Source organism: Erythrobacter sp. JB1-7 (assembly GCF_057365015.1).
This window is the reverse complement of sequence record NZ_CP200291.1, coordinates 1313429-1334606: the sequence shown is the minus strand read 5'-3', so window position 1 is coordinate 1334606 and position 21178 is coordinate 1313429. Positions and strand designations below refer to the sequence as shown.

Genomic DNA, 21178 nt, shown 5'->3' with positions numbered 1-21178 from the left:
AAATCAGCACTGATCCAGAGCGAGAGAAATGGCCGGAACAAGACAATCGCCAACAGGCAAACAATAGTCATAATCGCAAGATCTCGCCCGAATTGCCCGAACAGCAAGATCCCGAGCCTGTGGCGCGCTGCGTTTGACAAAATCGGGAAACATAGCACTGGCAAGCGCGCGGGGGATCTGCCCGCCTCGCGAAATGAGCTGAAAGGGAATTGCATAATATGTGACGGCGATAGGCGTGAGCAGCGCCGCAATCACGAAACGATCCAGATTGCCGACAAATTGAAGGATCGATTTGCCCAAAGTGACCCAGCCGCCATAACCCAGCATCTCTTTAAACAAGTTAGCGTCACCCAGCCGCGGAATAAGCGTGGCGTCCATGGCGCGAAAGGCCATCGCCGCAAAAATGCTTAACCCCAAAGCTCTGGCAGCAACAGTAGCGGGGACCGCGACATCAAGCGTTGGTGATATCCAGATCACTGCGATCAATGGGAGAAACTGGACGAGAACTGCGCCAGTTAGGGCTCTGATATTGAGAGCCAAGAATTTGCCTTTTCCCATAAGGGTTCCGGCAAACACGCCTTCCAAAGTTGTGATCGGTATAGCGAGCGCGATCCAAATGTAAGTCGTCTCAAGCTCTGCCAATAGATCATCTGGGGTGTTGAAAACATGCTCGAACAGCACTGGAGCGAGCCCGTAGACGAGGGCGCCACCAGCAAGGCCAAAGCCTAGATTTAGGACGATAGCAGTCCACAAAATCCGCTCACTTTGGCCATCATCGTCATTTGTCGAACGAGCGGCTTTGTAAGCAGTTGCCTGACCCAGACCGAAATCGAAAAAGCCGAAATATCCCGTCAGCAGCCACACAATTGCAAGAAGGCCATACCGTACATCTCCAACCCAGCCGAGATAGAGAGGAACGCTGATCAGCATTAGCAAGGCGGGTGCAAACGTCCCGCCCAAATTGTATGCAGTGTTTCGTTTGACACCCATACTAGGCGGTTTGCCGCACTGGAAGGCAATCCGCAAATTCTCTGCGACTTAAATGTCGGCAATCTCCGGCTGTAGGTATCTGTAACAAGGCAAAGGACGCGCGTGATGGTTTGTCGAGGCACCAACCATCACGCGCTGACTTCGCTATTTGATCGCGCCAACTGCCGCTAGCCCGATGCGTTTTTTGCCAAACAGATCAAAGCCGAAAATGGGCGGCTTTGATTGGGTCGCGAGTTGGCCTTGAGGGGCAAAACTGCCATTGGCGGCATTGTCGAACAATGTCTCCATTGTTCCGCCAATCGTAGCATTGGTTTCAACCGAGAATGCCGTTCCGCCTGCGGCGTAGTGGCTCGAGGTGACCGTGCCTGCAAAGCTTGATCCGCTCTCCGATCCACCGCTTTCAAGCACATTATGACTCATCAAAAGATAGCTGTCGGCGGCGAAATTCGCTCTCACCGTCAAGCCTTGGTTGGGCATTGAATTGTGAGCAAAAATCAGATGGCTGTGCGTGCCATCCAACTGCGACACACCGTCTGTATCAACGCTTTGATGCCAGGCATTGTTGACGATCGCGAAGTCCTGATGACTGCCATTCTCAGTCAAGAAAATGGTCTGGCCGAACAAATCCCAGCTTCTGTTGCCATAGACCAAGACATTCTCACGGGTCGAGTTGGTGGTGTTGCCTTGATACCAATCAGCATGAAGATCAAACTGGGTCACGAGCGTCAGCCCGCCTTCAACATTTGTATCGCCAAACGAGCCACCAGACGAGTTAGCCAAGCTTAGCGCTGTGGCTCTGCGAGTGTCATCAAGAACTGCGGCAGACCAGCCAGAAATGCCATTGATCCAGTCGGCTACCGCTTGAACAGTGAATGAGCCGTTTGTACGATCAGAACCGGATTTGCCGACGCTGAATGATCCGACTGTGGCGCCATTTTCCTTGGCCGTGAAAGTCCGAGTGTTGACATCATTCGCGCCTGACAAAGACAATGTAGCACCAGTAGGGCCGGTGACAGTCAGTGAGGCAATTTCGCTTGAAAATGATCTGCTGTCGTGGACTTTGACGATATTGCTTGCAACACAATGCGCGCGGCTGAACAGATCGTTGGCGACGTTTTCGAAAATGCAGCCACGCACCAATTCAATCCCGCGCATGCCCGCGTCAAGCAGGAAGTCAAACGAACAATCAGTCAGCCATGCGCCATCTTCGCCAATACTCTCAAACAGATATTGGACAGTTTTCGGTCCGCGGAACAACGTGGGGTCATCAAACCCGCCCGTATCGGTGAATCGCACTCCGTCGAAAAGCGGCTGGGTTTGGCCTGACCTTCCCCCAAATGCGACCAAATAGCGCATATCGAACGTAATGTTGGACCCGCGCCAGTGCAGCCCGCCGATCCGCGAAATAAACGTGCCCGCATCCTCGAGCGTTTTTGAAACGGTGACCGGCTCATCCCATTCGATGACGATGCGTCCATCGGGTTCAAAGTCGTAGTTATTGAGATAGCCGCTCAGATCGAGCGCGGGGCCTTTGCCTAAGACGCGCCCAGTCGTTGCGTTCACACTGCGCATATAGGAAAGAGCGCGACGTAGATCGTGATAGTTTTCGCCAACGACGCTTGGTTGAGAAAGATCGATTGTTACCTCATATTCGAATTCTGTGTCAGCCAAGACATACGAATACGGGCCGATCACTCGGTTCTGCATGGTTACATCTGCTGGGATGGCTTCGATGTAGAGTTGAGCGATGCCGCTGAGCGCTTCCTTGCTTAGTGTTACCCAATAGCCAAGCTGCCTGTATGCTGACCCATCGTGACGCACGAAGGTTTGTAAAGTGGGCTCGACGACATCGATAACATTTCCCTCAAACCGGAAGCGTACTCTGTCAATGCCTCCTATGAGAGTTCCGGCATTGTTAGCCAGAGCCATTGCGCCGACCACAAGCGTGTCGGTGACGGTAAGCTTAGGCGCGGTAAGCATGCGCAATACCGGCTTTGCGGTTGTGCGGGCCGGATCGTTGGGCAGGGTTCCAAATCCGCTCGAAGCCGTTCCCGTCCAGGCGGCACTGGGCGCAATGGAGGGCGGCTCAATATTGGCTAGCCCTCCAATCATGCTTGGCCGTGACCAAGTCGACATCACATCAAAGTTGATGTCCATAATCAGATCAGCCCGATAATATCAGATGCTGTCGTTCCGTTGACGCGAATTGCCTGTACCCGCACTGGCAAGATCGCTCCGCCAGGAAAATTCGCAAATGTGACATCAGTTTCTGAACCGATCGGGCGAAGAACCAGATCGCCACCCGTGCCAACATAAATAGCCTTGGTTGCGCGTGGCAGGTCGGCTGAATTGTGCGGTTCAATCTCAAAACATTCTGCTGCTGGAGAACTGAGGGAATTGGCGGTGTCTTTGAATGGATCTTGGAACATGTTCACTCCTGTTCGAACAAAAAGAGAACATTTAATACTGATTCGGATCCATGTAGGAAAGTGAATTGCGAAAAGGCACAGCGTGCGAACCGGCGCTGTTAAATGCGCCTAATAGGTTTGCGTGCGCTCCACACAATTCTATGGTGCGCAATATGGCTAATCCGGCTTTTCCCATTCGACCTATGAACCGGCATCGGCCACAAGCGCCGACTGCGCATCCTAGCAGGTCCGACGCCGTTGCGCAGGCGATGACCCGGATTATTCCCGCAGCTATACTTATATATTCGGCGCTCTTGCCATTTGAAATTCGGATAACGATCGCCGATCAAACGCTTTATCCGCCGCGCGTCGCAGCTTTCGCCGTCTTGCCGTGGATCCTTTTGAAGCTGCCCAAAACTCAGGGAAGGTTTGTAGTTTGGGATGCGCTGTTTGCGTTTTCGGCCTTGTGGATGGTGATCGCCTTTATGGCCAATTATGGACCGATGACGGGTCTGGTGCGCGGGGGCATTCTCGCGTTTGATATTGCCGTGCCATATCTGGCTGCTCGTGTTGCTATCCGCGATGGCAAAGATTTAAGGCGCTTGCTGGTGCTGATTGCGCCAGGTCTTTTGCTTGCAGGGCTTAGCATGCTTGCAGAGGTAGTGGCGGCACGCTCGCTAATCCGTCCATTCTTCGCCAGTATTTTTGGCCCTCTGCCGCTCTATCAGGGCGGCGATGCAGTGGGAGTGGCAAACAGCGCTTCTTTTGAGCGGCGCCTCGGTATTTTACGAGCTTCGGGTCCGTTCTCACACCCCATCCTCGCAGGCCTATTTCTCTCCAGTTTCTTGCCCCTTTACCTTTATTCAGGTTTGAGGCGCTGGCCTCTTTTTGCAGGCATCGGTGCGAGTGCATTGTCGATCTTCTCGGCAAGTTCCGCGCCGATCTTGTTGCTTTTTATCAATGCCGGTTTGTTGGTCGTTGATTGGTTTCAGCGCGTTGTTTCCTTCGTTTCCTGGAAGATAATTCTACCTGTGACCGGGGTGGTGTTGCTCTTACTGCACCTAGGCAGCCAAAACGGATTGGTGAATGTCATCATTCGCTTCACTTTGAATCCTCAGACTGGATATTTCAGGCAGTTGATCTGGGAATATGGAAGCATCTCGGTTTCGAGGTATCCGTGGTTTGGGATTGGGTATGCAGGTTTTGACAGGCCATCTTGGATGCCAGAATCCGTCGACAATCACTGGCTCTTATTGGCCATGAGATTTGGATTACTTCCTGCCATTGGCATGGGAATTGTAGTTGTCGCTGCGATCACGTTGCTGTGCCTCAAGTCTCGTAGCGGCGATGAATTGCAGCGCAAGCTTTGCGTTTCGCTTGCGGCGTCCCTTTTCAGCTTTGCTTTGCTCGGCTTCTCCGTCGCATTTTTCGGCGGCATTTTAACATGGTTCACTATGCTCTTGGCGATTGCCATTTCAATTGCGATGAATTCAAATCGACGCGATTTTCCCCAAGCTGGAATTGCGGTTCGCAATGCCAGCTGAGCTTTCGGTCATAATTGTCAGCTACAACACGCGTGATCTGACTCTGAAGGCGATTGAAACGCTGCTTCGGAATGCTGGCGAAGTTGAGCTCGATGTTGTCGTCTTTGACAATGCATCAAGCGATGGCTCTGCTGACGCAATCGCTCAGCGGTTCCCGCATGTTCGCTTGATCGCCAATGACGAAAACCTTGGCTTTGCCGCAGCCAATAATCGCGCTGTTGAACTGGTTGATACGAAATGGGTCTTGCTGCTTAACCCGGACACAGAAACTCATCCTGGCGCAATTGAAAACCTGTTGCGTTTTGCGAAGGGAAACCCTCAGGCTGGTATCGTCGGAGGACGAACAGTTTTTCCTGACGGTTCGCTCAACCCATCATCTTGCTGGGCGAAGATGACGCTGTGGAGCCTGTTTTGTCAGGCCTTCGGTTTGTCTACCTTGTTTGCAAAGTCGCCTTTTTTCGATCCTGAAAGTATGGGCGATTGGCAGCGCGACACCGTTCGGCAAGTTGATATCGTGGTGGGGTGCTTTTTCCTTATAGAACGCGATCTTTGGAACGAGCTCCAAGGGTTTGACACCAAGTATTTTATGTATGGTGAGGAAACCGACATGTGCCTGAGAGCGCATCGCCTCGGCTATCGACCTATGATAACTCCTGATGCGCAAATCATGCATTTGGTGGGAGCATCCGAAAAGGTCAGCCACGACAAGATCATTCGGTTGATGCGCGCGAAATCAACATTGATCAAAGATCACTGGGGGCCGGTTTCGCGGCGGTTTGGCCTAGTGCTGTTGTGGTGTTGGATCGCCAATCGGCGAGCGGGTTCGGCGATAAAAGCTATATGTGGTAACGACGTCCGGGCTTGCGAAAAGTGGCAAAAAGTTTGGACCGCGCGGCGGCAATGGATGCAGGGCTATGGCTAATCCGTTTTGGAGCAAGCATCATCCAAGGCTTGGCTGTAGGCACGCGAAATTACGGGCCTAGAGAATTTCCGAGCTTGGTCGCCTCTTTGCCAGTGTGCCAAACTTTCCTTTAACCTCATCTCATTTTCGCTTGCGAAAATCATCGCTTTTGCGATCTCGTTTGGGTCGCGGGGATTGACGCGTATCGCAAAATCCAAGCCGTCAAAGTAGCCATCCACAGCATGTCCGGCTGGGTAAATGATGGGCAAGCCAGCATATAAAGCTTCGATGAAAACAAGGCCGAAGGATTCGCTCAGTGAAGGCATCACGAACGCTTTCGCTTCGTTCATGAGCTTGCGCACTCCGTCACGATCTCGCGAACCTGCTAGACGCACTGGCAAGTTTGCGCCTATTATCTTCTGGCACGCCAAAATGTCGTTTGTATCTCCGCCTCCAACCAATTCGAGAGTTAGATCTGCGCCCGTTTTTTTTGCAAGGCCCAAGCCTTTCGCAACATTGGCCAGGTTCTTTGTGACGTGATTTTTGAGATGGAAAACCGATAATAAGCTGGCTTGCGATTTCCTTGGCTCAAGCGGTGTGTCAAGATCGGTGGGGCAAGGGATGATGTGTGTTGGCCCCGTTCGTGGCCTCAGTTTCGCCTCGATTTTCTCGCGCGCTATTGGCGTGAATGCCACCACCATCGCGGCATTGTGATAGATTTGCGCGAAAATTGCTTTCAAGTCTGGTCGCGCTCGAAGAATTTTGTCGTCGGTGTGACTTTGAATCGTAATGGCATAGGGAAGCCCAAGCTTTTCCGCAGCGTGCTGCACCGCTATTCCTTCGATTGTCAGCTTGTGACCAAGCAACAATTTTGGATCATAATTGCTTTGAATAATCTTCGCGGCCAGCCAATCACCCAATTCGATCAACCGCCTCCTGTGCAGCAATCCCTTTGCCGGCGCCTCATAGGCAATCGCGGTGCCATACCCAAATGACTGCGACTGAATGGCCATTTTTGCCTGCCCTGAAATTTGCTGCGCTATTTTCAGAGGCGAGGTTGAAGTACGATTGATCGAATAAACGGTATGGTCAAAACCCGTTGAGGTCAGGTCAACCAAACTCTCGATCACCCGTGTTTTCGAAAATTCGATGGGGTCTGGAAAATCCCCTGTCAGATGGATAATGCGTTGACGCTGCAAGGCAGGTTACCCGTTTTGGAGGAGGGTGGTGTTGGTGAAATAACATCCATGCCGATTACACGATCATTGCGCGGCATTGTCTGATTACGTGCGATCCTGACCGTATTGGTAATAACCGTATTGATAATCATAGGCTTGTCCGGCCTCTAAAGCGCGATATTTCGTGAGGATGACTCCCATGACTTTGGCACCGGCATAGCGCATTCTGCGCAGCGCCGCCTTGGTCTGGCCAAATTGCACTTTATTGGCTTCGAGGACAAAGATCGTGCGATCCACCAATGATGCCAAAACAGGCGCATCAGCCAACCCCATCACCGGGCAGGAATCGAAGATAATCAACGAATATTCGTGACGGTTGATTTCAATAAACTCGCGCAATTGCGGCGATGCCAATACTTCGGTGGGATTTGGTGGGACTTCCCCGACGGGCAGAATGTCCAAGTTTTCATGGACCCCACGAATGACCGAAGACTGCAAATCCGCCTTGCCCAGCAATACTTCGATTAGGCCTGAAGAAGGACGATCAATATCCAACAATTGGGCAACTGAAGGGCGCCTTAAATCACCATCAATCAGAAGTGTCTTGCGGCCCATGCTGGCGAACAATTCGGCCAAGATAACCGCCGTTGTGGATTTGCCTTCTGATGCTTGGCTGCTCGTTAGCTGGATCACATTGCTGTCACCGGGCAATGCAAATTCGATTGTAGAACGGATGGATGCATAGGCTTCCATCAATGCGCTAAACCGGTCAGTGCCTTCGGATTCCAGGTCGCGTTCAGCGACAAACGGTGTGTGGCCAATCAGTGGTAGACCGATCTTGCTTTCCACCTCGTCAAGCGAGCGGATACGATCGTCAAAAGTCTCACGCAAGATCGCCAGTCCGCCAGCAAGAGCAAGCCCGAATATCAGGGCAAAGGACATATTGCGAAAAAGACTTGGCGAATACGGCGTGTCCGGCACCAATGCTGCATCCAGAGGTGTTATCGATCCACTTTCAACATTGGCTGCGCTGCTGATCTGATTGAACCTGTCCAGCAATACGCCCAATTGATTGCGTAATGCTTGCGCCTCGCGTTCAAGCACGCCGTATTGAACCTGCCTGTCCTGTTCAGCCAAAGTTTGCCCGGTTAACGATGCCAGTTCCTTGGAGAGTGCTTCTTCCTGATTCCGCGCCACGATGAAATCATTGCGAACGGTGGCTTTGATATTCGCGCTTGATGCTTCAATCTGCGTTTCAAGCGCTTTGATTTGTGCGACCAAATTCGTAATCTGCGGGAAATTGTCATTGTAGCGCTGGCGCAGGTCAATAAGCTGCGTCTGCTTGGCGATCTTCTCCGTTACAAGGCCCTGAAGGACCGGGCTTTGCTGCACTTCGGGCAATTGCGCCGCTGGTAGGTTCTGTACCGAGCGCCATCTTTGTTCCGCCTCGATACGCGCTGCTCTCGCGGCAGAGACGCGTTCGTTGATGCTGGCCAGATTTGACCCCGTGATTGTTCCGCCGCCACCTGAGCCATCTGCGTTTGGAGCGGATTGCTGCACGATGATCCCGCTGTTGCGGGCATATGTGTTGACCGCGTTTTCCGCCTCTCTCACTTTCTCCCTGAGGCTCCCAATTTCTTTCTTCAGGATGTCCTGAGCGTATTGATTGTTGCTCATCGAGACTTCCGTGTCGGTGCTCGAAAACGCATCAGCATAGCCATTGGCCAGTTCTGCAGCGAGTACCGGGTTGGCATCCAGATAAGCGATCGAAAGAACCCAGCTATCATTCGGAACTTCGGCATAGACCCCAGCCGATAATATAGAGGCTGCGATGCTCTTCTTTTCTTCAAGCCATTGTTCATCGCTCAGATTTGGTGGGCGGCTTTCATCAGTGTCCTTACCCAACAAATCGTTTCGTCCTGCCAGGTTCAGATTTTCCACTACACTCATAGCCAGCTTTCGGCTTTTTATGATGTCGACCTGAGTGGACAGATAATCATAGACTTGATTGGAAGCGATCCCCGCATCGATGTCCTGACCGGGCAAGATATAATTGCTGAACGGTTCAACACGCACTGTGGCTTCAGCCTCGTACATGGGTGTTGCCAGCAAAGTCAGAACCAATCCGCCCAATAAGGCGGCGCTCAGGACAGCTGCAACCAGCCATCGCTGGCGAAAAATCATGCCGCGGATCGATGCGATGTCGATAAATGGTTTGGGCGCTTCGTCCGGTCCGAATTTCTGTTCGGGCAGGTACGTCTCGAGCCACATGCCGCCATTCCCATGCTCGGGGCGCTTGATCAAAGTGTTATCATTCATGAAAGCATCACAAAGACGTCGCGTTGGCGAATATGCCGAAAGCCGGCAGGGCTCTTAAAAAGTCCTGCCAGAAAACCGAGAGGCCATCTGTGCCCATGACGACACGATCACCAGGTTCAAGGATCGGATCAAGCATCGATCCTTGGCGCATTTTCCCATAGTCAAACTTGGCGACAAAGGTCCCCTCTGAAGTCTCTCGAAAAACCGCAACTTGATCGATTTTCGCTGTCCGTTCCGGTCCGCGAGCTTGCGCAATGGCGGACGACAATCTGGAGCCTGGGACAAATTCGTAAACGCCGGGCTGCCTGACTGCTCCTTCTACGGTAACTAGATGAGATGCATAAGCGGTGATGTTCACGTTCACCAAAGGCGCTTTTACGCCAGATTGAATGAGGCGTTGCGTGACATCTTTTTCGAACTGAGCGGCGGTGAAACCAGCGGCCGGGATTGATCCGAGCAATGGAAGAGAAACATTGCCTTCCACCCCGATCTGCACATCCTCAATGCTGAAATCGGGTTCGCGAAATACGTTGACGGACACCTTGTCTGATGGGCGCATCAGGTAAATCGTGGAGCGCGAATAGCTAAAACGTTCCTGTCCAAGTGCGCTTACTGGCTGAGAGGCCGCTGCCCCAATCACGGGTTCAGGCGTCGACGCGCAAGCAGTCAGGTAAAGTCCTGCTATGCAGGTCAACCCAATCTGTTTGCACCGAACACGCATGAAATCCTCCCCGCCCGGTGTCCTGCCTAGAGCCTCAAAACTGGGCGCGCAACACGGATCCGTGCCAGAATGATACGATCTTGCCCGATCTCAGCCTGATGTTGCGTTGTTGCCGCTCTATTTCGAAATTGTAACGCCATTTGGTCTGGCGTTGGCTCGCCGGCAGAAAGTTCCGGTGCTTTCTTGCGCAAGCAGCTTGAGCGGTTCAAAAGCCAGAAACTTCGCGGCCTCTGGGGTGTTTTGGGGCCAGACAAAAGGAGGCAGAATGGCGGGCGGACCATCAATCTTAAGTCTGTTCGCCTGTGGTTTATACGGCATCGTCTTGGCCAGCTGCGTCGCAGCATCCCGCTGCGCGCCAATAGCCAAGGCGCCTTTATGGCATCGCCGCGCTTGGATAGCTCTAGCGATCCTATTTGTAGCCTTGGCGCTTGCGCGGTTGCTAAACTTGGAAGAGCTTGTGCGTGACGAGCTTCGCAGTCTGATAAAGGGGCATGAAAGCTATGACGAACGACGCGATTGGCAGGCCGCGATCGTAGCCGCGTTGGCGGCGATTGGAGCTTTGACCGCATTCGCAGCGGCTAATCAATGGTCGCGCAAAGCCCGCAACCGCCTGGATTTAACCGTTGCGCTCGCCCTAGCGGCTGGCGTTGGAATGATCGGATTATTGGCTCTTAGGATCACGTCATTGCACGGGCTTGATGAACTTTTGTTCGGGCCTCTTAAACTGAATTGGCTTGCTGACTTGGGAATGAGCGCTCTGACATTTTTGGCGGCGCTATGGTACTGTAAGCTTCTGAAATAGGATAACGATCCCAGCGGTTTAATCGTGCCCAGTTGCGATGATCTGAGCGATCTTCTGGCTCGCCGTTCCGTCTCCGTATGGATTGTGTGCTTGAGCCATCGCAAAATACGCATCAGGATCATCAAGCAGGCGCTGAGCGTGGTGTAATATCGCCGTCTTGTCTGCGCCCACCAGCGTGGATGTGCCTGCTTCTACGCCCTCTGGTCGCTCGGTCGTGTCCCGCATCACGAGGACTGGTTTGCCTAAACTTGGGGCTTCCTCTTGGATGCCGCCAGAATCGGTAAGCATCAGGTCGCAAACCTCCATCATCGCAACAAAGCCAAGGTAATCCAGCGGTTCTATCAAAGCGATGTTCTCGCGCCCTTCCAGCGCCGGCTGCATCACCTTAACGACATTCGGATTGGGATGCATGGGATAGATGATTGCGACATCATCTCGTTCGCTAAGTTCTCGAAGAGCAGCGGCAATCTCTTCCATTCCGTGTCCGAAATTCTCGCGCCGGTGAGCTGTTACTGCGATGATACGCTTGCCCGCAAAACGCTGGGCAAGCTTTGCCACTTCAGGCGCAAGATCGGGCTCTTGTGCGATTTTCTCGCGCGCGGAAAACAGCGCATCGATCACCGTGTTGCCGGTCACATGGATGCAGCTGGCCGGCACATTTTCTGCCCTCAAGGCAGCGGCGGCATTGTTGGTTGGGGCAAAATGCAGATCGGCCACAGCGCCTGTCACTTTGCGGTTCACTTCTTCAGGCCAAGGCGAATAGATGTCTCCGCTTCTGAGGCCTGCTTCGACATGGCCAACGGGAATGCGGCGAAAATAGCAGGCGAGCGTTGCCATCATCGTTGTGAGTGTATCGCCGTGCACCAAAACCCTATCCGGCTTTTCGCTATCAAGGGCTTCACCAAAGCGAGTAACGATGCGCGCTGAGAGCGCATCAAGGCTTTGCCCAGGCTCCATCAGGTCGAGATCGACATCGGGCTTAATATCGGCAATTTCAAGAACTTGATCGAGCATCTCGCGATGCTGCGCAGTCACTGCCACGCGCACATCGAACCGGTCTGCGGCCTTGAGAGCGGCCACAACCGGGAACATTTTTATGGCTTCAGGCCGCGTACCAAATGTTACCAAAATGCGCGGTCGCCGCGAAGCATTGCTCATCGTTTAAGCATTCCGCGCGTATCGAAAACAATCCGGCCCGCAAGATCGCTTGGCACCAGATGCTTGAAAGCTGTGTGGTCTACGAGAATTACGATGACCTCGGCTTCGGCCAAGGCTTCGTCAAGTTCGACCAGCCGGGCACCTGTGCCGTCAAAGCCGGACGGCAAAGCATCCGCAAATGGTTCAACCACCAGCATTTTCTCGCCTAATTCAGGAGCAAGGCTTTCGGCGATTTCGAGTGCCGGGCTTTCGCGAAAATCATCTATGTCAGGCTTAAACGCGAGACCCAGCAATGCGACTTTCCCACCCGGAGCTGCCTTCAGCAGCGAGCGGATGCGGTTTTGAGTGTGCAAAGCCTTGTAATCATTGACTTCACGCGCTGTTCGCACAAGCTTAGCGGCAGCAGGGGCGCAAGCCACCAGGAACCAGGGGTCAACCGCTATACAATGCCCCCCCACGCCGGGACCAGGCTGGAGTATATTAACTCTCGGATGCCGGTTAGCGAGCCGGATAACATCCCAGACATCGACGCCGATTTCATCGGCGATCATCGACAGTTCATTGGCAAACGCAATGTTCACATCGCGAAAGCTATTTTCAACCAACTTGACCGTTTCGGCAATGCGCACATTGGTTTGTAAGCAATCACCTTTGACGAAACTTGTATACATCGCTGCGGCGCGTTCAGCGCAGGCGGGGGTGATGCCGCCGATTACGCGGTCATTGGCTACCAGTTCGTGCACGATTTTGCCTGGCAGCACGCGTTCAGGGCAATAAGCGAGCGCGATATCGGCTGGTGCATCAGCAGCTTGGCCGAAACGCGGAACGTTCAAATCAGGGCGTTGCTCCGCGATAATCTCTGCGACTTTTTCTGTCGTTCCGACCGGAGATGTGCTTTCAACGATCACGCATGCGCCGGGGAGGATTTTGGGAGCAATTGCGCGGGCGGCTGCCTCAACATAGCCGATATCGGGTGTGTTATCTTTTGCGAGCGGCGTCGGCACTGCGATCATATAGAAATGCGCAGCGGGCACTTCGGTAGAGGCAATCAGTTTTTCTGACGCAATGGCGTCATGGACCAGCTGATCGAGATCGCGTTCCTCTATATGCACGCCTCCAGCATTCACTGTATTAACCACATCTTCCGACACATCGACACCGCACACATTCCAGCCATAGCTCGCTAAAACGGCTGCAGTTGGCAGCCCGATATAGCCTAGTCCTATAACGGCAATCTGGTGATCAGGTGCTGGTTGCACCGCTGCATTAGGGCCAGTTGCTAAGGCTGTATCAAAAGGTGCATTCATTGCAGGATCATCCATTTTCTTGCTGCGCGGCTGCATAAGGTGATCTAGCTTAAAATCGTGTTAGTCTTGAATGGGGTTTAGCCGATTTAACCTGCTTGGCATCCAGTTTTTACATTTTGCGCGAGCAATGCTTAGATAGTCCCGGTCGCGATAAAGGTGACAATGGCGGCTTCAAGTTGGGCGGTCGCAGGTGGACTTGAGGCCGCGCCCGCCTTGGTCTTCAGCCCCAATTGGATGGCTGAAAGCAAGTCACACTCTTCGAAAACGCATTGAATTCCAGGCCTTTGTCCCAATTGCCGGCAAGTGGCCAATTGATGGTCGTTGCGGTGCTCGCCCAAACTCGCTCGGCGCGGAAACAGCACAATCGGTTTGGAAAGCCGCTTTGCGGTGAGGACCGTGCCTATTCCGGCATGGCTCACGATTAGATCCGCAGTATTGGCCAGCGCTTCAAACTGATCTGGTGCCAATGTGCGGCGCTGTTCCATATGCCGGGCGTTAAAAGAACCCTTGCCGCTTTGTGCGATCAGTGGCTGTTCAAGGGTGGGGGCAAGTTCATCCATCACTTTGATCAAACGATCAAAGCCAAGTTGCATCCCGACCGTTACCAGGATCAAAGCACTGCCCCGCGAAAACTTGGACGAGGCTCGGCAGCCAGATGTTCCCATTGCGTCAGGCACTCATGGGCCACCCGCTTCGATAATCTGCCAGACATTGACATGGCATCGGCATTGGCAACGCTATCGATCCATAAGGTGCGCGCGCCAACAAGGCGGCCCATCAGGATGCAGAAAAAGCCCGGCGCCGCGCCAGTTGACACAACGACATCTGGGCGAACCTTCAAGATCAACCAGCAAGCGGCGAACATACACCAGACAGCGCGAAATGGCTGGTGCTGGTTGCAATCGGGTAGCAATGCCGCGTTTTCGATGCAGTGCAGTTGGGGCATCGCAGCATCCGTTGTTGCATAGCTTAGATCTTGCCCTTCAAACGCTCCGCGCAGCAGCATAAGCTGCTCCCAATGCCCGCCTCCAGATGCAGCCGCAAGCACACGTTTTGGAGACTTATTCAATTTGAGCTACCCCGCCGTCTCAGTTGCGGTAAAGGTCTTGAAAGAGCGCCATGGCCAAGTCAATTGGCGGCCGGGGCCGCGCTGTTAAAGGATAGAGAGGGACACATAAGGATGGCTAATCAAACAGGCCCGCTAGAAGGGCTGAAGGTTGTGGAATTTAGCGGTATCGGCCCCGGACCTCATGTCGGAATGCTGCTGGCCGATCTGGGCGCAGAAATTGTGCGAATAGAAAGGCCTGGCAGCGCGCCAAGCAATCCAGTGGTCGAACGCGCACGGCACCGGATTGCTCTTGACCTGAAATCGGAAGAAGGGCTCGCTTTTTGCCTTGATGCGGCGAGTAAAGCGGATGTTCTGATCGAAGGATTCAGGCCCGGCGTGATGGAGCGGTTAGGGCTGGGACCTGATGAATTGCTCAGCCAAAATCCGCGCCTTGTCTACGCCCGGATGACTGGCTGGGGCCAGGACGGCCCATTGGCGCAGGCGGCAGGACACGACATCAACTATATCGCCCTTACAGGCGCTTTGTCGGCCGTGGGTAAAGCAGGCAATCCGCCTGTACCGCCGCAAAATCTCGTCGGCGATTTTGGCGGGGGCTCGATGTATTGCGCGTTCGGAATTTTGTCAGCGCTCTATGAGCGTGAACGCTCTGGGAAGGGTCAAGTGGTTGACGCAGCCATCGTCGATGGCGCGACCAGTTTGATGAGCTTTTTCTTCGGAGTGCGCAATCGTCCGTTTCTAACCACCGAACGCGGCATGGGCATGCTGGGGGGCGCGGCGCATTTTTACCGCTGTTTTGAATGCAAGGATGGCAAAGACATCTCGCTAGGCGCGATCGAACCGCAATTCTACGCAGAGTTTTTGGCCAAAGCGGGCGCGCCAGCAGGCCTTGCAGAAGGGCAGATGAACCCGGCCAATTGGGATAACAATGCTGAGCAGGTCGCGGCTTTGTTCAAGACAAAAAACCGAGACGAATGGTGCGAATTGCTTGAAGGGACAGATGCGTGTTTTGCCCCTGTGCTTGACCTCGATGAAGCTCGGCATCACCCCCATATGAAAGCGCGCGGTGCATTTGTTGAACATGATGGGGATTGGCACACAGCGCCTGCACCGCGATTCAGCCGGACACCCGGCGCAGTGCGTTCGAGCGATGATGCAGGGCGCGATGTGGTCGCGTCTTGGGAAAAGCAGGGGTAGCAGACATGGCGGGCAAATGCTTCGATGAATGGCAGCTTGGCGAACGGATTGAGCACGAAATCCGCCGAACAGTAACTGAAACGGACAATCTGCTGTTTTCAACCATGACACACAATCCGCAGCCACTGCACCTAGATATCGAGGCTGCAAAAGAAAGCGGATTTGGCCAAATCCTGGTGAACTCGACTTTCACTTTTTCGCTGCTTGTCGGACTGTCAGTTGGCGACACCACTTTGGGCACGTTGGTCGCAAATCTGGGCTTCGATAAAGTGGTGACGCCCAAGCCTGTTTTCATCGGTGATACTATGCGCGCCCAAAGCGAGGTGACGGGGCTCAGGGAGAGCAAATCTCGCCCTGAAGCAGGGATTGTGACGTTCACTCACGAACTGCTCAATCAGCGTGATGATGTCGTGTGCCGGTGTGAGCGGGCCGCATTGCTAAGGCTATCCAATTAGGTGCTCGCATCATCAGCTGCAGACGGCTTCGTGTCCCCGCCAAGTGCTTGCCACAAAATGATGCGCGCGCGCATCGCGCGGCCTAGTGCGGCTGCGGCGCGCTCGCCGCTCGCATCAGCAGCACGGCGGGCTTCGAGCACTTCGAGGAAATTCGCTAAACCGGCACGGTATCGAGTCTCGGCAAGCGATGCGGCCCGCTGCAAAGCATCGCGTTCTTGGATCGACAGGTCGGCTTCGCGATCGCTGGCCTCAATCAGGCCGTACGCAGCCTCTGCATCCCCGAGCGCCTGAAACACGGCGCCGCGATAGGCTGCAAAAGCGATGCGCTTATTCGCGGCAGCACTATCAATCTGCGCCTCAATACGGCCAAAATCGAACATGGGCCCGGCAATTCCAGCGGTGAGCGCGCCCACGAGGGAATCACTGTCAAAAACATCGCCCGGGTTGAAGGCAAGCAGACCTACAACCGATGAAAGGTTCAGCTGCGGAAATCGTGACCGCGCAGCCGCAGCCAAATCCTGATCTGTCGCAGCAAGTTCAGCGCCCGCAGCCAACACATCAGGACGATTGGCAAGCAATTGAGAAGGCAAAGATCGCGGCAGGGGGTTTTGCGCAAGCGCTGGACCTTCAGATGCCAAGGCCTGCGCAACCAGGCTGGCTGGTTGCCCTGTCAGCGTGACTAAACGCCCGATCATCCGAACGCGCTCGCTTTGCAAAGTCGCGAGCCGCGCGCGCGAGCTGCTTGCCGCCGCTTCAGCCCGCAACCGGTCAAACCCTGGGGAAATGCCAGCATCTTCGCGCACTTTGGCGAGCTGGGCGAGTTGCTCAGCGGCGCTCACATCTGCTTCCAAAGCCGCTGTGCGTTCGGCCAGAACGCGCCAGTCAACGACGCTGCCAGCGATTTCGGCAAGCAGTGCAATGCGCACACTTTGAGCTGCAGCGCTTGCGCTGTCTATTCTTGCGATCGCCGCTCGTTCGTTTGCTTTCAGTCTGCCAAACAGATCGGCATCCCAGCTCGCAGTGAGGTTAGCTCCATAAATAAGCTGTTCGGTATCGATTTGCGAGGCGAAGGGATTCTCTGCGCCAAACTGATTGGGGTTAATCCGGTTGCCCGTAACTGAGGCATCGGCTGTGATATTAGGCAGACGCGCCGCCGCCGCGCCGCGCACACCCGCTCTCGCTGCCTCTACGCGGCCTGCCGCCTCTGCCAGTGTAGGCGCGCCTTCTAGTGCTGCGCTGGAAAGCGCTTGATACGCAGGATCGCCGCCTGGCAAGAGATCGGCAAGTGTTGCATTGGTATCGGCGGGCACGCTGAAGTAATACTCCGTGCCAAGATCTGGCGCAGGTGTCGCGATTTTGGGCGCGGGCCCCGCGACGCATCCGGCAAGACTGATTGATGCGAGCAAAATTACGAGCGTGCGCATGACTCATTCGTCCCCGCTTTGCTTGGATGCATCGCTGCCGGACCTGCTTGTTTCGCGGGCAGCGATAAAGGCATCAACCTGCTGGCCTACACGGAAGCTATCGGTTTGGGGGAGAGCATAAATTACTTGGAGGACACGGACATCAACACGCTCAGCCGCGCTGTTGGTCAGCTGCCTCTTGGGTACCACTAGCGGCTCTGCACGCACGAATTCAGCTTCGATCTGCAAGTCAGCCGCGCCGCGCGGTGACACAGTGGCAGGTGCACCAATTTTTACCCGAACCGCCTCATTTTCATCGATATCGACTCTAACATGCAGCGGCATTGTCTCGCCCATCTGAATAAAGGGCGCGCTCGCGCCGCCCTGTGTTGCGACAAATTCGCCTGCGCGAATGTTGACCGCCAGGATTTCGCCGGCAATCGGAGCGCGGACAGTCAGTCGGCTCAGCTCTGTTTTGGCGCTGCCAGATCGAGCTTGGGCTGCCGACAGGCGCGCGCGTGCAGAATTGAGGCGGCTGGCTGCAGCGCGCTCCTCTCCCTCTGCTTGGATGATTTCTGCCTGGCTGACAGCGGCCGGATCGTCGAGGGCGCGATAGAGTGCCAATTGGCGCCGTGCAGTGTTGCGCGCGGTTTGTGCTTCTGAAATTGCTGCTTTTGCTTCTTCAATGGCGGCATTCGCTTCTGTCAGTTGAGATCGTACTGCGCGATCATCAACAACAAATAGCGGCTGGCCTTTCTCCACTCTATCCCCCGGTTCCACGCGCACATCTGTGACAAGTCCCGACAAAGCACTGCCGATATCGATGATCTCGCTCGATGGTTCGACCAGACCAACACCAGCAACCCGCGCCGAATTGGCCAGAGAGCCGGATGCCTTGGGAGGCTCCGCCTGCGGCTGGGTGTTTTCCCGGTCGGGCAGTCCAGACAAAACGTATAACGTCGCCAAGACAAGACCGATCAATGCGAGAACGGGCAAGATCTGCCTGGAAAAGCTAAGATTTTGGGGAAGAAGCGACATGGTGTCCTCAAGAGGTGCTGGCGATAAATGGAAGGGATTTAGTGGCCATCGGGCATATCTGAACCATCATGCGTGATGCGCCCATCTTCGAGCACCAGAATACGGTCCGCCAGATCGAAGATGCGGTTGTCATGCGTGACGATGATGCAGGCGCGGTCTTGTGAAACCGCCACATCGCGCAACAGGTCCATGACCTTCCGGCCAGACCGCGCATCGAGCGCAGCAGTTGGCTCATCGCAAACCACCAATCGGGGTTCGTGCACCAGCGCACGGGCGATGGCGACGCGTTGCTGTTGACCACCCGAAAGCTGGCGCGGCAACTTGTCTGCCTGATCGGCAATATTCAGCGCATCGAGCAATTCCGTGGCTTTGCGCCGCGCGCGCCCGATTTCCATGCCTTTTGCGATCAGCGGAACAGCCGCGTTTGCGGCGGCATCAATGCTTGGGATGAGATTATATTGCTGGAAAATAAAGCCGATATTTTCGAGACGGAAATTGACCAATTGCGTGTCGGAAAGGGCATAGATATCCGTACCAAAAACCTGCACTTCGCCCTCAGTAGGCCACAAAATTCCACACATGATCGAAATGAGCGTGGTTTTGCCAGAGCCGCTTTCGCCAACGACAAACGTCATTTCGCCGGAGCGTATATCGGTATCAATCCCGTGCAGAACCCGAATAGTTGATTGCCCAGCTTGAAAATCGCGCACAATCGCGCGCGCGCTGATCGCTGAGGATGCTGTTTTAGCGGGATTGTCTGATGGCGTATGCATATGCTCTGCGATCTTTACCTGAAGACCGAGGCAGGTTCTGTTCGCATAACGCTACGAAGAGAAATCCAACCAGTCATCGCCAAGATAACAACAACGGCGACCAGACTGATTAAGGGGATTTGCCATGGGATATAGAAACCTTTGAAAGTGGGGTCTCCCGAAAAGCCCCAGACAAAAACTGCGGTGCCGATGACGCCCATCGCATAGCCGACAGATCCGACCAATGCGGCCTGTGCCACGACCATAGTCGCAATCTTCGAATTGGTGACACCGATCGCTTTTAGCGCACCAAACTGTTTGATATTGTCGCGAATGAATAGGCTGAAAGTTAGGCCAACAATCGCGACGCCGACTATAAATCCAAGAGCCACCGTGATCCCGAAATTGAGCGGGATCCCTGTATTCTCGATAATGAAATCAACTCCTGACCTTGCCAGATCTTCGCGAGGCAGAGCTTTTAATCCGGTTTGCTGCGAAATGCGGTTGGACAAACTTTCCGGCGTTTCTCCCTCACCGACACCCACGAGGACAAACGTCAGCCGGTTACGGGTTCCCGGCACGTAGTTAAGCGCTCGGCTATATTTAGTGTATAACGTCACCTGCCCCGTAAATGCCGGGATTGAGTCAGCGATACCGCGGATAACTGCGCGCTGGTCGTTCAACTCCAGCCTTTGACCAATGGGGTCTTCACCGTTTTCGAACAGCTTCGAAATGCCTGTATCATCAATCAAGACACTGTCTGGCTGGGAAAGGGTCAGCCGGTCGCCTTCGATCAGCCGTTCGGGCAATCCGATCAACGTCGAGTCATCCACGCCGACGATGTTCACGCCTTCCAAATCACCCGTGCTGGTTCGAACTGACGCCGTCGCGCGCAAATGCGGCACAGCCCATTCCACCCCTTCCACCGATCGAACTTCATCAAGAGCGGTCGAAGGCATGGCATAATTCACCTCGGTCGTGCGGCTGACCGGGTCCATAACCCACACTTCTGCCTCTGGAGCGTTGTACACACCGCTCGCGCCGCGTTCGATAAGATTTACGAAGATCGTGAGCTGCTGGGTGATTAACAGCGTTGAAAAGCCAATGCCGAAAAGGAGCCCGTAGAATTTCTGCGGATCTCCTGTAAGCATTCTAATGGCGATCCAGAGCACGACGGGGAACCTTTGGCGAAGGGTTGGGGTTGAGAACGCAGGAGCAAATGCTATTATTGAACGGAAGCGTTTAATTGAACGCCGCCGTACAGTTTGTCAATGACCATGTCTCAGAATGTATCCCTGCCGCCTGCTAAAAAGCTTGGCCGACCTGTAGATAGCGCCAAACGGCGTGCCATTATAGCTGCAGCGGCACAGCATTTCTTCAAGCACGGATTTGCTGCCACCGCGATTGAGCAAGTCGCTGCAGATGCGGGCGTTTCTAAAGTAACGGTTTACAATCACTTTGGAGATAAGCAGGCTTTGTTCGCTGCCGCTGTCGAACTGGAATGCGCGAGGATGAGCGGGCTTTTCTCGCTTGATGCTTTGCCGCCAGGCAGTATGCGCGAGCGTTTAGAGGTGATCGGCGAAAGCATGTGCGATTTTCTGATGCGCCCGGAAATGCGCCGATTCGAACATCGTATTGCCGCCGAGACGCAGGACCATCCGAACATTGCCCGTGCTTTTCTGGAAGCAGGACCTTGGCGCATGAAAGCCGCGTTTAGCGAATTGTTGGCCTATGCTGATGCGTCTGGCGAGCTGAATATTGATGATCCATCGCTTGCTGCTGAACAGTTTGTCTCTTTATGCAAAGGCATGGGTGATCTCGAATATCGCTTCGGCGAGACCATCTCAAAAAAGGATCGAGACCGCAGGATCGCAGGCGCGGTGAGTGTGTTTTTGGCTGCCTATGGCGGCAAATAGGTCTGCTTTGACGGAAACCGCCC

General features: G+C 54.2%; 20 protein-coding genes. 6 read left to right on the top strand and 14 right to left on the bottom strand.

What is annotated here, in order from left to right; all coding sequences use genetic code 11:
* Positions 1-3: 3 nt before the first annotated feature.
* From AC0V6W_RS06400 to AC0V6W_RS06390, 3 genes are all read right to left on the bottom strand, one after another.
* Complete coding sequence (locus AC0V6W_RS06400) at positions 4-990, bottom strand: oligosaccharide flippase family protein (protein WP_486148282.1); 987 nt, start codon at positions 988-990, stop codon at positions 4-6.
* A gap of 144 nt (positions 991-1134) precedes the next feature.
* Complete coding sequence (locus tag AC0V6W_RS06395) at positions 1135-3126, bottom strand: hypothetical protein (protein WP_486148280.1); 1992 nt, start codon at positions 3124-3126, stop codon at positions 1135-1137.
* A 23-nt stretch (positions 3127-3149) separates the two neighbouring features.
* Positions 3150-3419: a spike base protein, RCAP_Rcc01079 family gene (locus AC0V6W_RS06390; RefSeq protein WP_486148278.1), complete on the bottom strand. Its 270-nt coding sequence runs from the start codon at positions 3417-3419 to the stop codon at positions 3150-3152.
* 152 nt (positions 3420-3571) lie between these two features.
* Here AC0V6W_RS06390 and AC0V6W_RS06385 point away from each other — a divergent pair, with 152 nt between their 5' ends.
* Together AC0V6W_RS06385 and AC0V6W_RS06380 are read left to right on the top strand one after the other, a co-directional pair.
* Positions 3572-4942 (top strand): O-antigen ligase family protein, encoded by a 1371-nt coding sequence (locus AC0V6W_RS06385; RefSeq protein ID WP_486148276.1) that lies wholly within the window; start codon positions 3572-3574, stop codon positions 4940-4942.
* Positions 4932-5864, top strand: a complete 933-nt coding sequence (locus AC0V6W_RS06380; RefSeq protein ID WP_486148274.1) for a glycosyltransferase family 2 protein — start codon at positions 4932-4934, stop codon at positions 5862-5864. Before AC0V6W_RS06385 ends, AC0V6W_RS06380 begins: the two co-directional genes overlap by 11 nt.
* Here AC0V6W_RS06380 and AC0V6W_RS06375 read toward each other — a convergent pair.
* From AC0V6W_RS06375 to AC0V6W_RS06365, 3 genes are all read right to left on the bottom strand, one after another.
* Positions 5861-7042: a glycosyltransferase family 4 protein gene (locus AC0V6W_RS06375; protein ID WP_486148272.1), complete on the bottom strand. Its 1182-nt coding sequence runs from the start codon at positions 7040-7042 to the stop codon at positions 5861-5863. The two genes, AC0V6W_RS06380 and AC0V6W_RS06375, sit on opposite strands and share 4 nt — an antisense overlap.
* A gap of 84 nt (positions 7043-7126) precedes the next feature.
* Positions 7127-9340: a GumC family protein gene (locus tag AC0V6W_RS06370; RefSeq protein WP_486148270.1), complete on the bottom strand. Its 2214-nt coding sequence runs from the start codon at positions 9338-9340 to the stop codon at positions 7127-7129.
* Between the two features lie 7 nt (positions 9341-9347).
* The gene (locus tag AC0V6W_RS06365) at positions 9348-9980 is read right to left on the bottom strand and encodes a polysaccharide biosynthesis/export family protein (RefSeq protein ID WP_486148268.1); all 633 of its coding nucleotides are present in this window, start codon (positions 9978-9980) and stop codon (positions 9348-9350) included.
* Between the two features lie 346 nt (positions 9981-10326).
* On the opposite strand from AC0V6W_RS06365, the gene AC0V6W_RS06360 reads away from it, so the two are divergent.
* Positions 10327-10863 (top strand): hypothetical protein, encoded by a 537-nt coding sequence (locus AC0V6W_RS06360; protein WP_486148266.1) that lies wholly within the window; start codon positions 10327-10329, stop codon positions 10861-10863.
* Between the two features lie 18 nt (positions 10864-10881).
* Here AC0V6W_RS06360 and wecB read toward each other — a convergent pair whose 3' ends face one another.
* The 4 genes from wecB to AC0V6W_RS06340 all read right to left on the bottom strand — a co-directional run bounded on the left by wecB (position 10882) and on the right by AC0V6W_RS06340 (position 14397).
* A complete protein-coding gene (wecB, locus tag AC0V6W_RS06355) occupies positions 10882-12021 on the bottom strand; it encodes a non-hydrolyzing UDP-N-acetylglucosamine 2-epimerase (protein ID WP_486148264.1) in 1140 nt (379 codons plus the stop codon).
* On the bottom strand, positions 12018-13328 hold the full coding sequence (gene wecC / locus AC0V6W_RS06350; RefSeq protein WP_486151478.1) for a UDP-N-acetyl-D-mannosamine dehydrogenase: 1311 nt from the start codon (positions 13326-13328) through the stop codon (positions 12018-12020). Before wecC ends, wecB begins: the two co-directional genes overlap by 4 nt.
* Before the next feature lie 131 nt (positions 13329-13459).
* Positions 13460-13993 (bottom strand): glycosyltransferase, encoded by a 534-nt coding sequence (locus AC0V6W_RS06345; protein WP_486148262.1) that lies wholly within the window; start codon positions 13991-13993, stop codon positions 13460-13462.
* Positions 13939-14397 carry a glucuronosyltransferase gene (locus AC0V6W_RS06340; protein ID WP_486148260.1) on the bottom strand — a complete coding sequence of 153 codons (459 nt, stop codon included), beginning with the start codon at positions 14395-14397 and terminating at the stop codon, positions 13939-13941. Before AC0V6W_RS06340 ends, AC0V6W_RS06345 begins: the two co-directional genes overlap by 55 nt.
* Before the next feature lie 111 nt (positions 14398-14508).
* Between AC0V6W_RS06340 and AC0V6W_RS06335 the strand changes: the two genes are divergently transcribed.
* Both AC0V6W_RS06335 and AC0V6W_RS06330 read left to right on the top strand, forming a co-directional pair.
* Positions 14509-15591: a CaiB/BaiF CoA transferase family protein gene (locus AC0V6W_RS06335; protein WP_486148258.1), complete on the top strand. Its 1083-nt coding sequence runs from the start codon at positions 14509-14511 to the stop codon at positions 15589-15591.
* 5 nt (positions 15592-15596) lie between these two features.
* A complete protein-coding gene (locus AC0V6W_RS06330; RefSeq protein ID WP_486148256.1) occupies positions 15597-16046 on the top strand; it encodes a MaoC family dehydratase in 450 nt (149 codons plus the stop codon).
* On the opposite strand, the gene AC0V6W_RS06325 is transcribed toward AC0V6W_RS06330, so the two are convergent.
* The 4 genes from AC0V6W_RS06325 to AC0V6W_RS06310 are packed head-to-tail and all read right to left on the bottom strand — an operon-like array spanning position 16043 to position 20390.
* A complete protein-coding gene (locus AC0V6W_RS06325; protein ID WP_486148254.1) occupies positions 16043-17470 on the bottom strand; it encodes an efflux transporter outer membrane subunit in 1428 nt (475 codons plus the stop codon). The two genes, AC0V6W_RS06330 and AC0V6W_RS06325, sit on opposite strands and share 4 nt — an antisense overlap.
* A gap of 3 nt (positions 17471-17473) precedes the next feature.
* Complete coding sequence (locus AC0V6W_RS06320) at positions 17474-18487, bottom strand: efflux RND transporter periplasmic adaptor subunit (RefSeq protein ID WP_486148252.1); 1014 nt, start codon at positions 18485-18487, stop codon at positions 17474-17476.
* Positions 18488-18525: 38 nt separating this feature from the next.
* Positions 18526-19260: an ABC transporter ATP-binding protein gene (locus tag AC0V6W_RS06315; RefSeq protein WP_486148250.1), complete on the bottom strand. Its 735-nt coding sequence runs from the start codon at positions 19258-19260 to the stop codon at positions 18526-18528.
* A gap of 14 nt (positions 19261-19274) precedes the next feature.
* Positions 19275-20390 (bottom strand): ABC transporter permease, encoded by a 1116-nt coding sequence (locus AC0V6W_RS06310; protein ID WP_486148248.1) that lies wholly within the window; start codon positions 20388-20390, stop codon positions 19275-19277.
* Positions 20391-20510: 120 nt separating this feature from the next.
* On the opposite strand from AC0V6W_RS06310, the gene AC0V6W_RS06305 reads away from it, so the two are divergent.
* On the top strand, positions 20511-21155 hold the full coding sequence (locus AC0V6W_RS06305; protein WP_486148246.1) for a TetR/AcrR family transcriptional regulator: 645 nt from the start codon (positions 20511-20513) through the stop codon (positions 21153-21155).
* Positions 21156-21178: the final 23 nt, after the last annotated feature.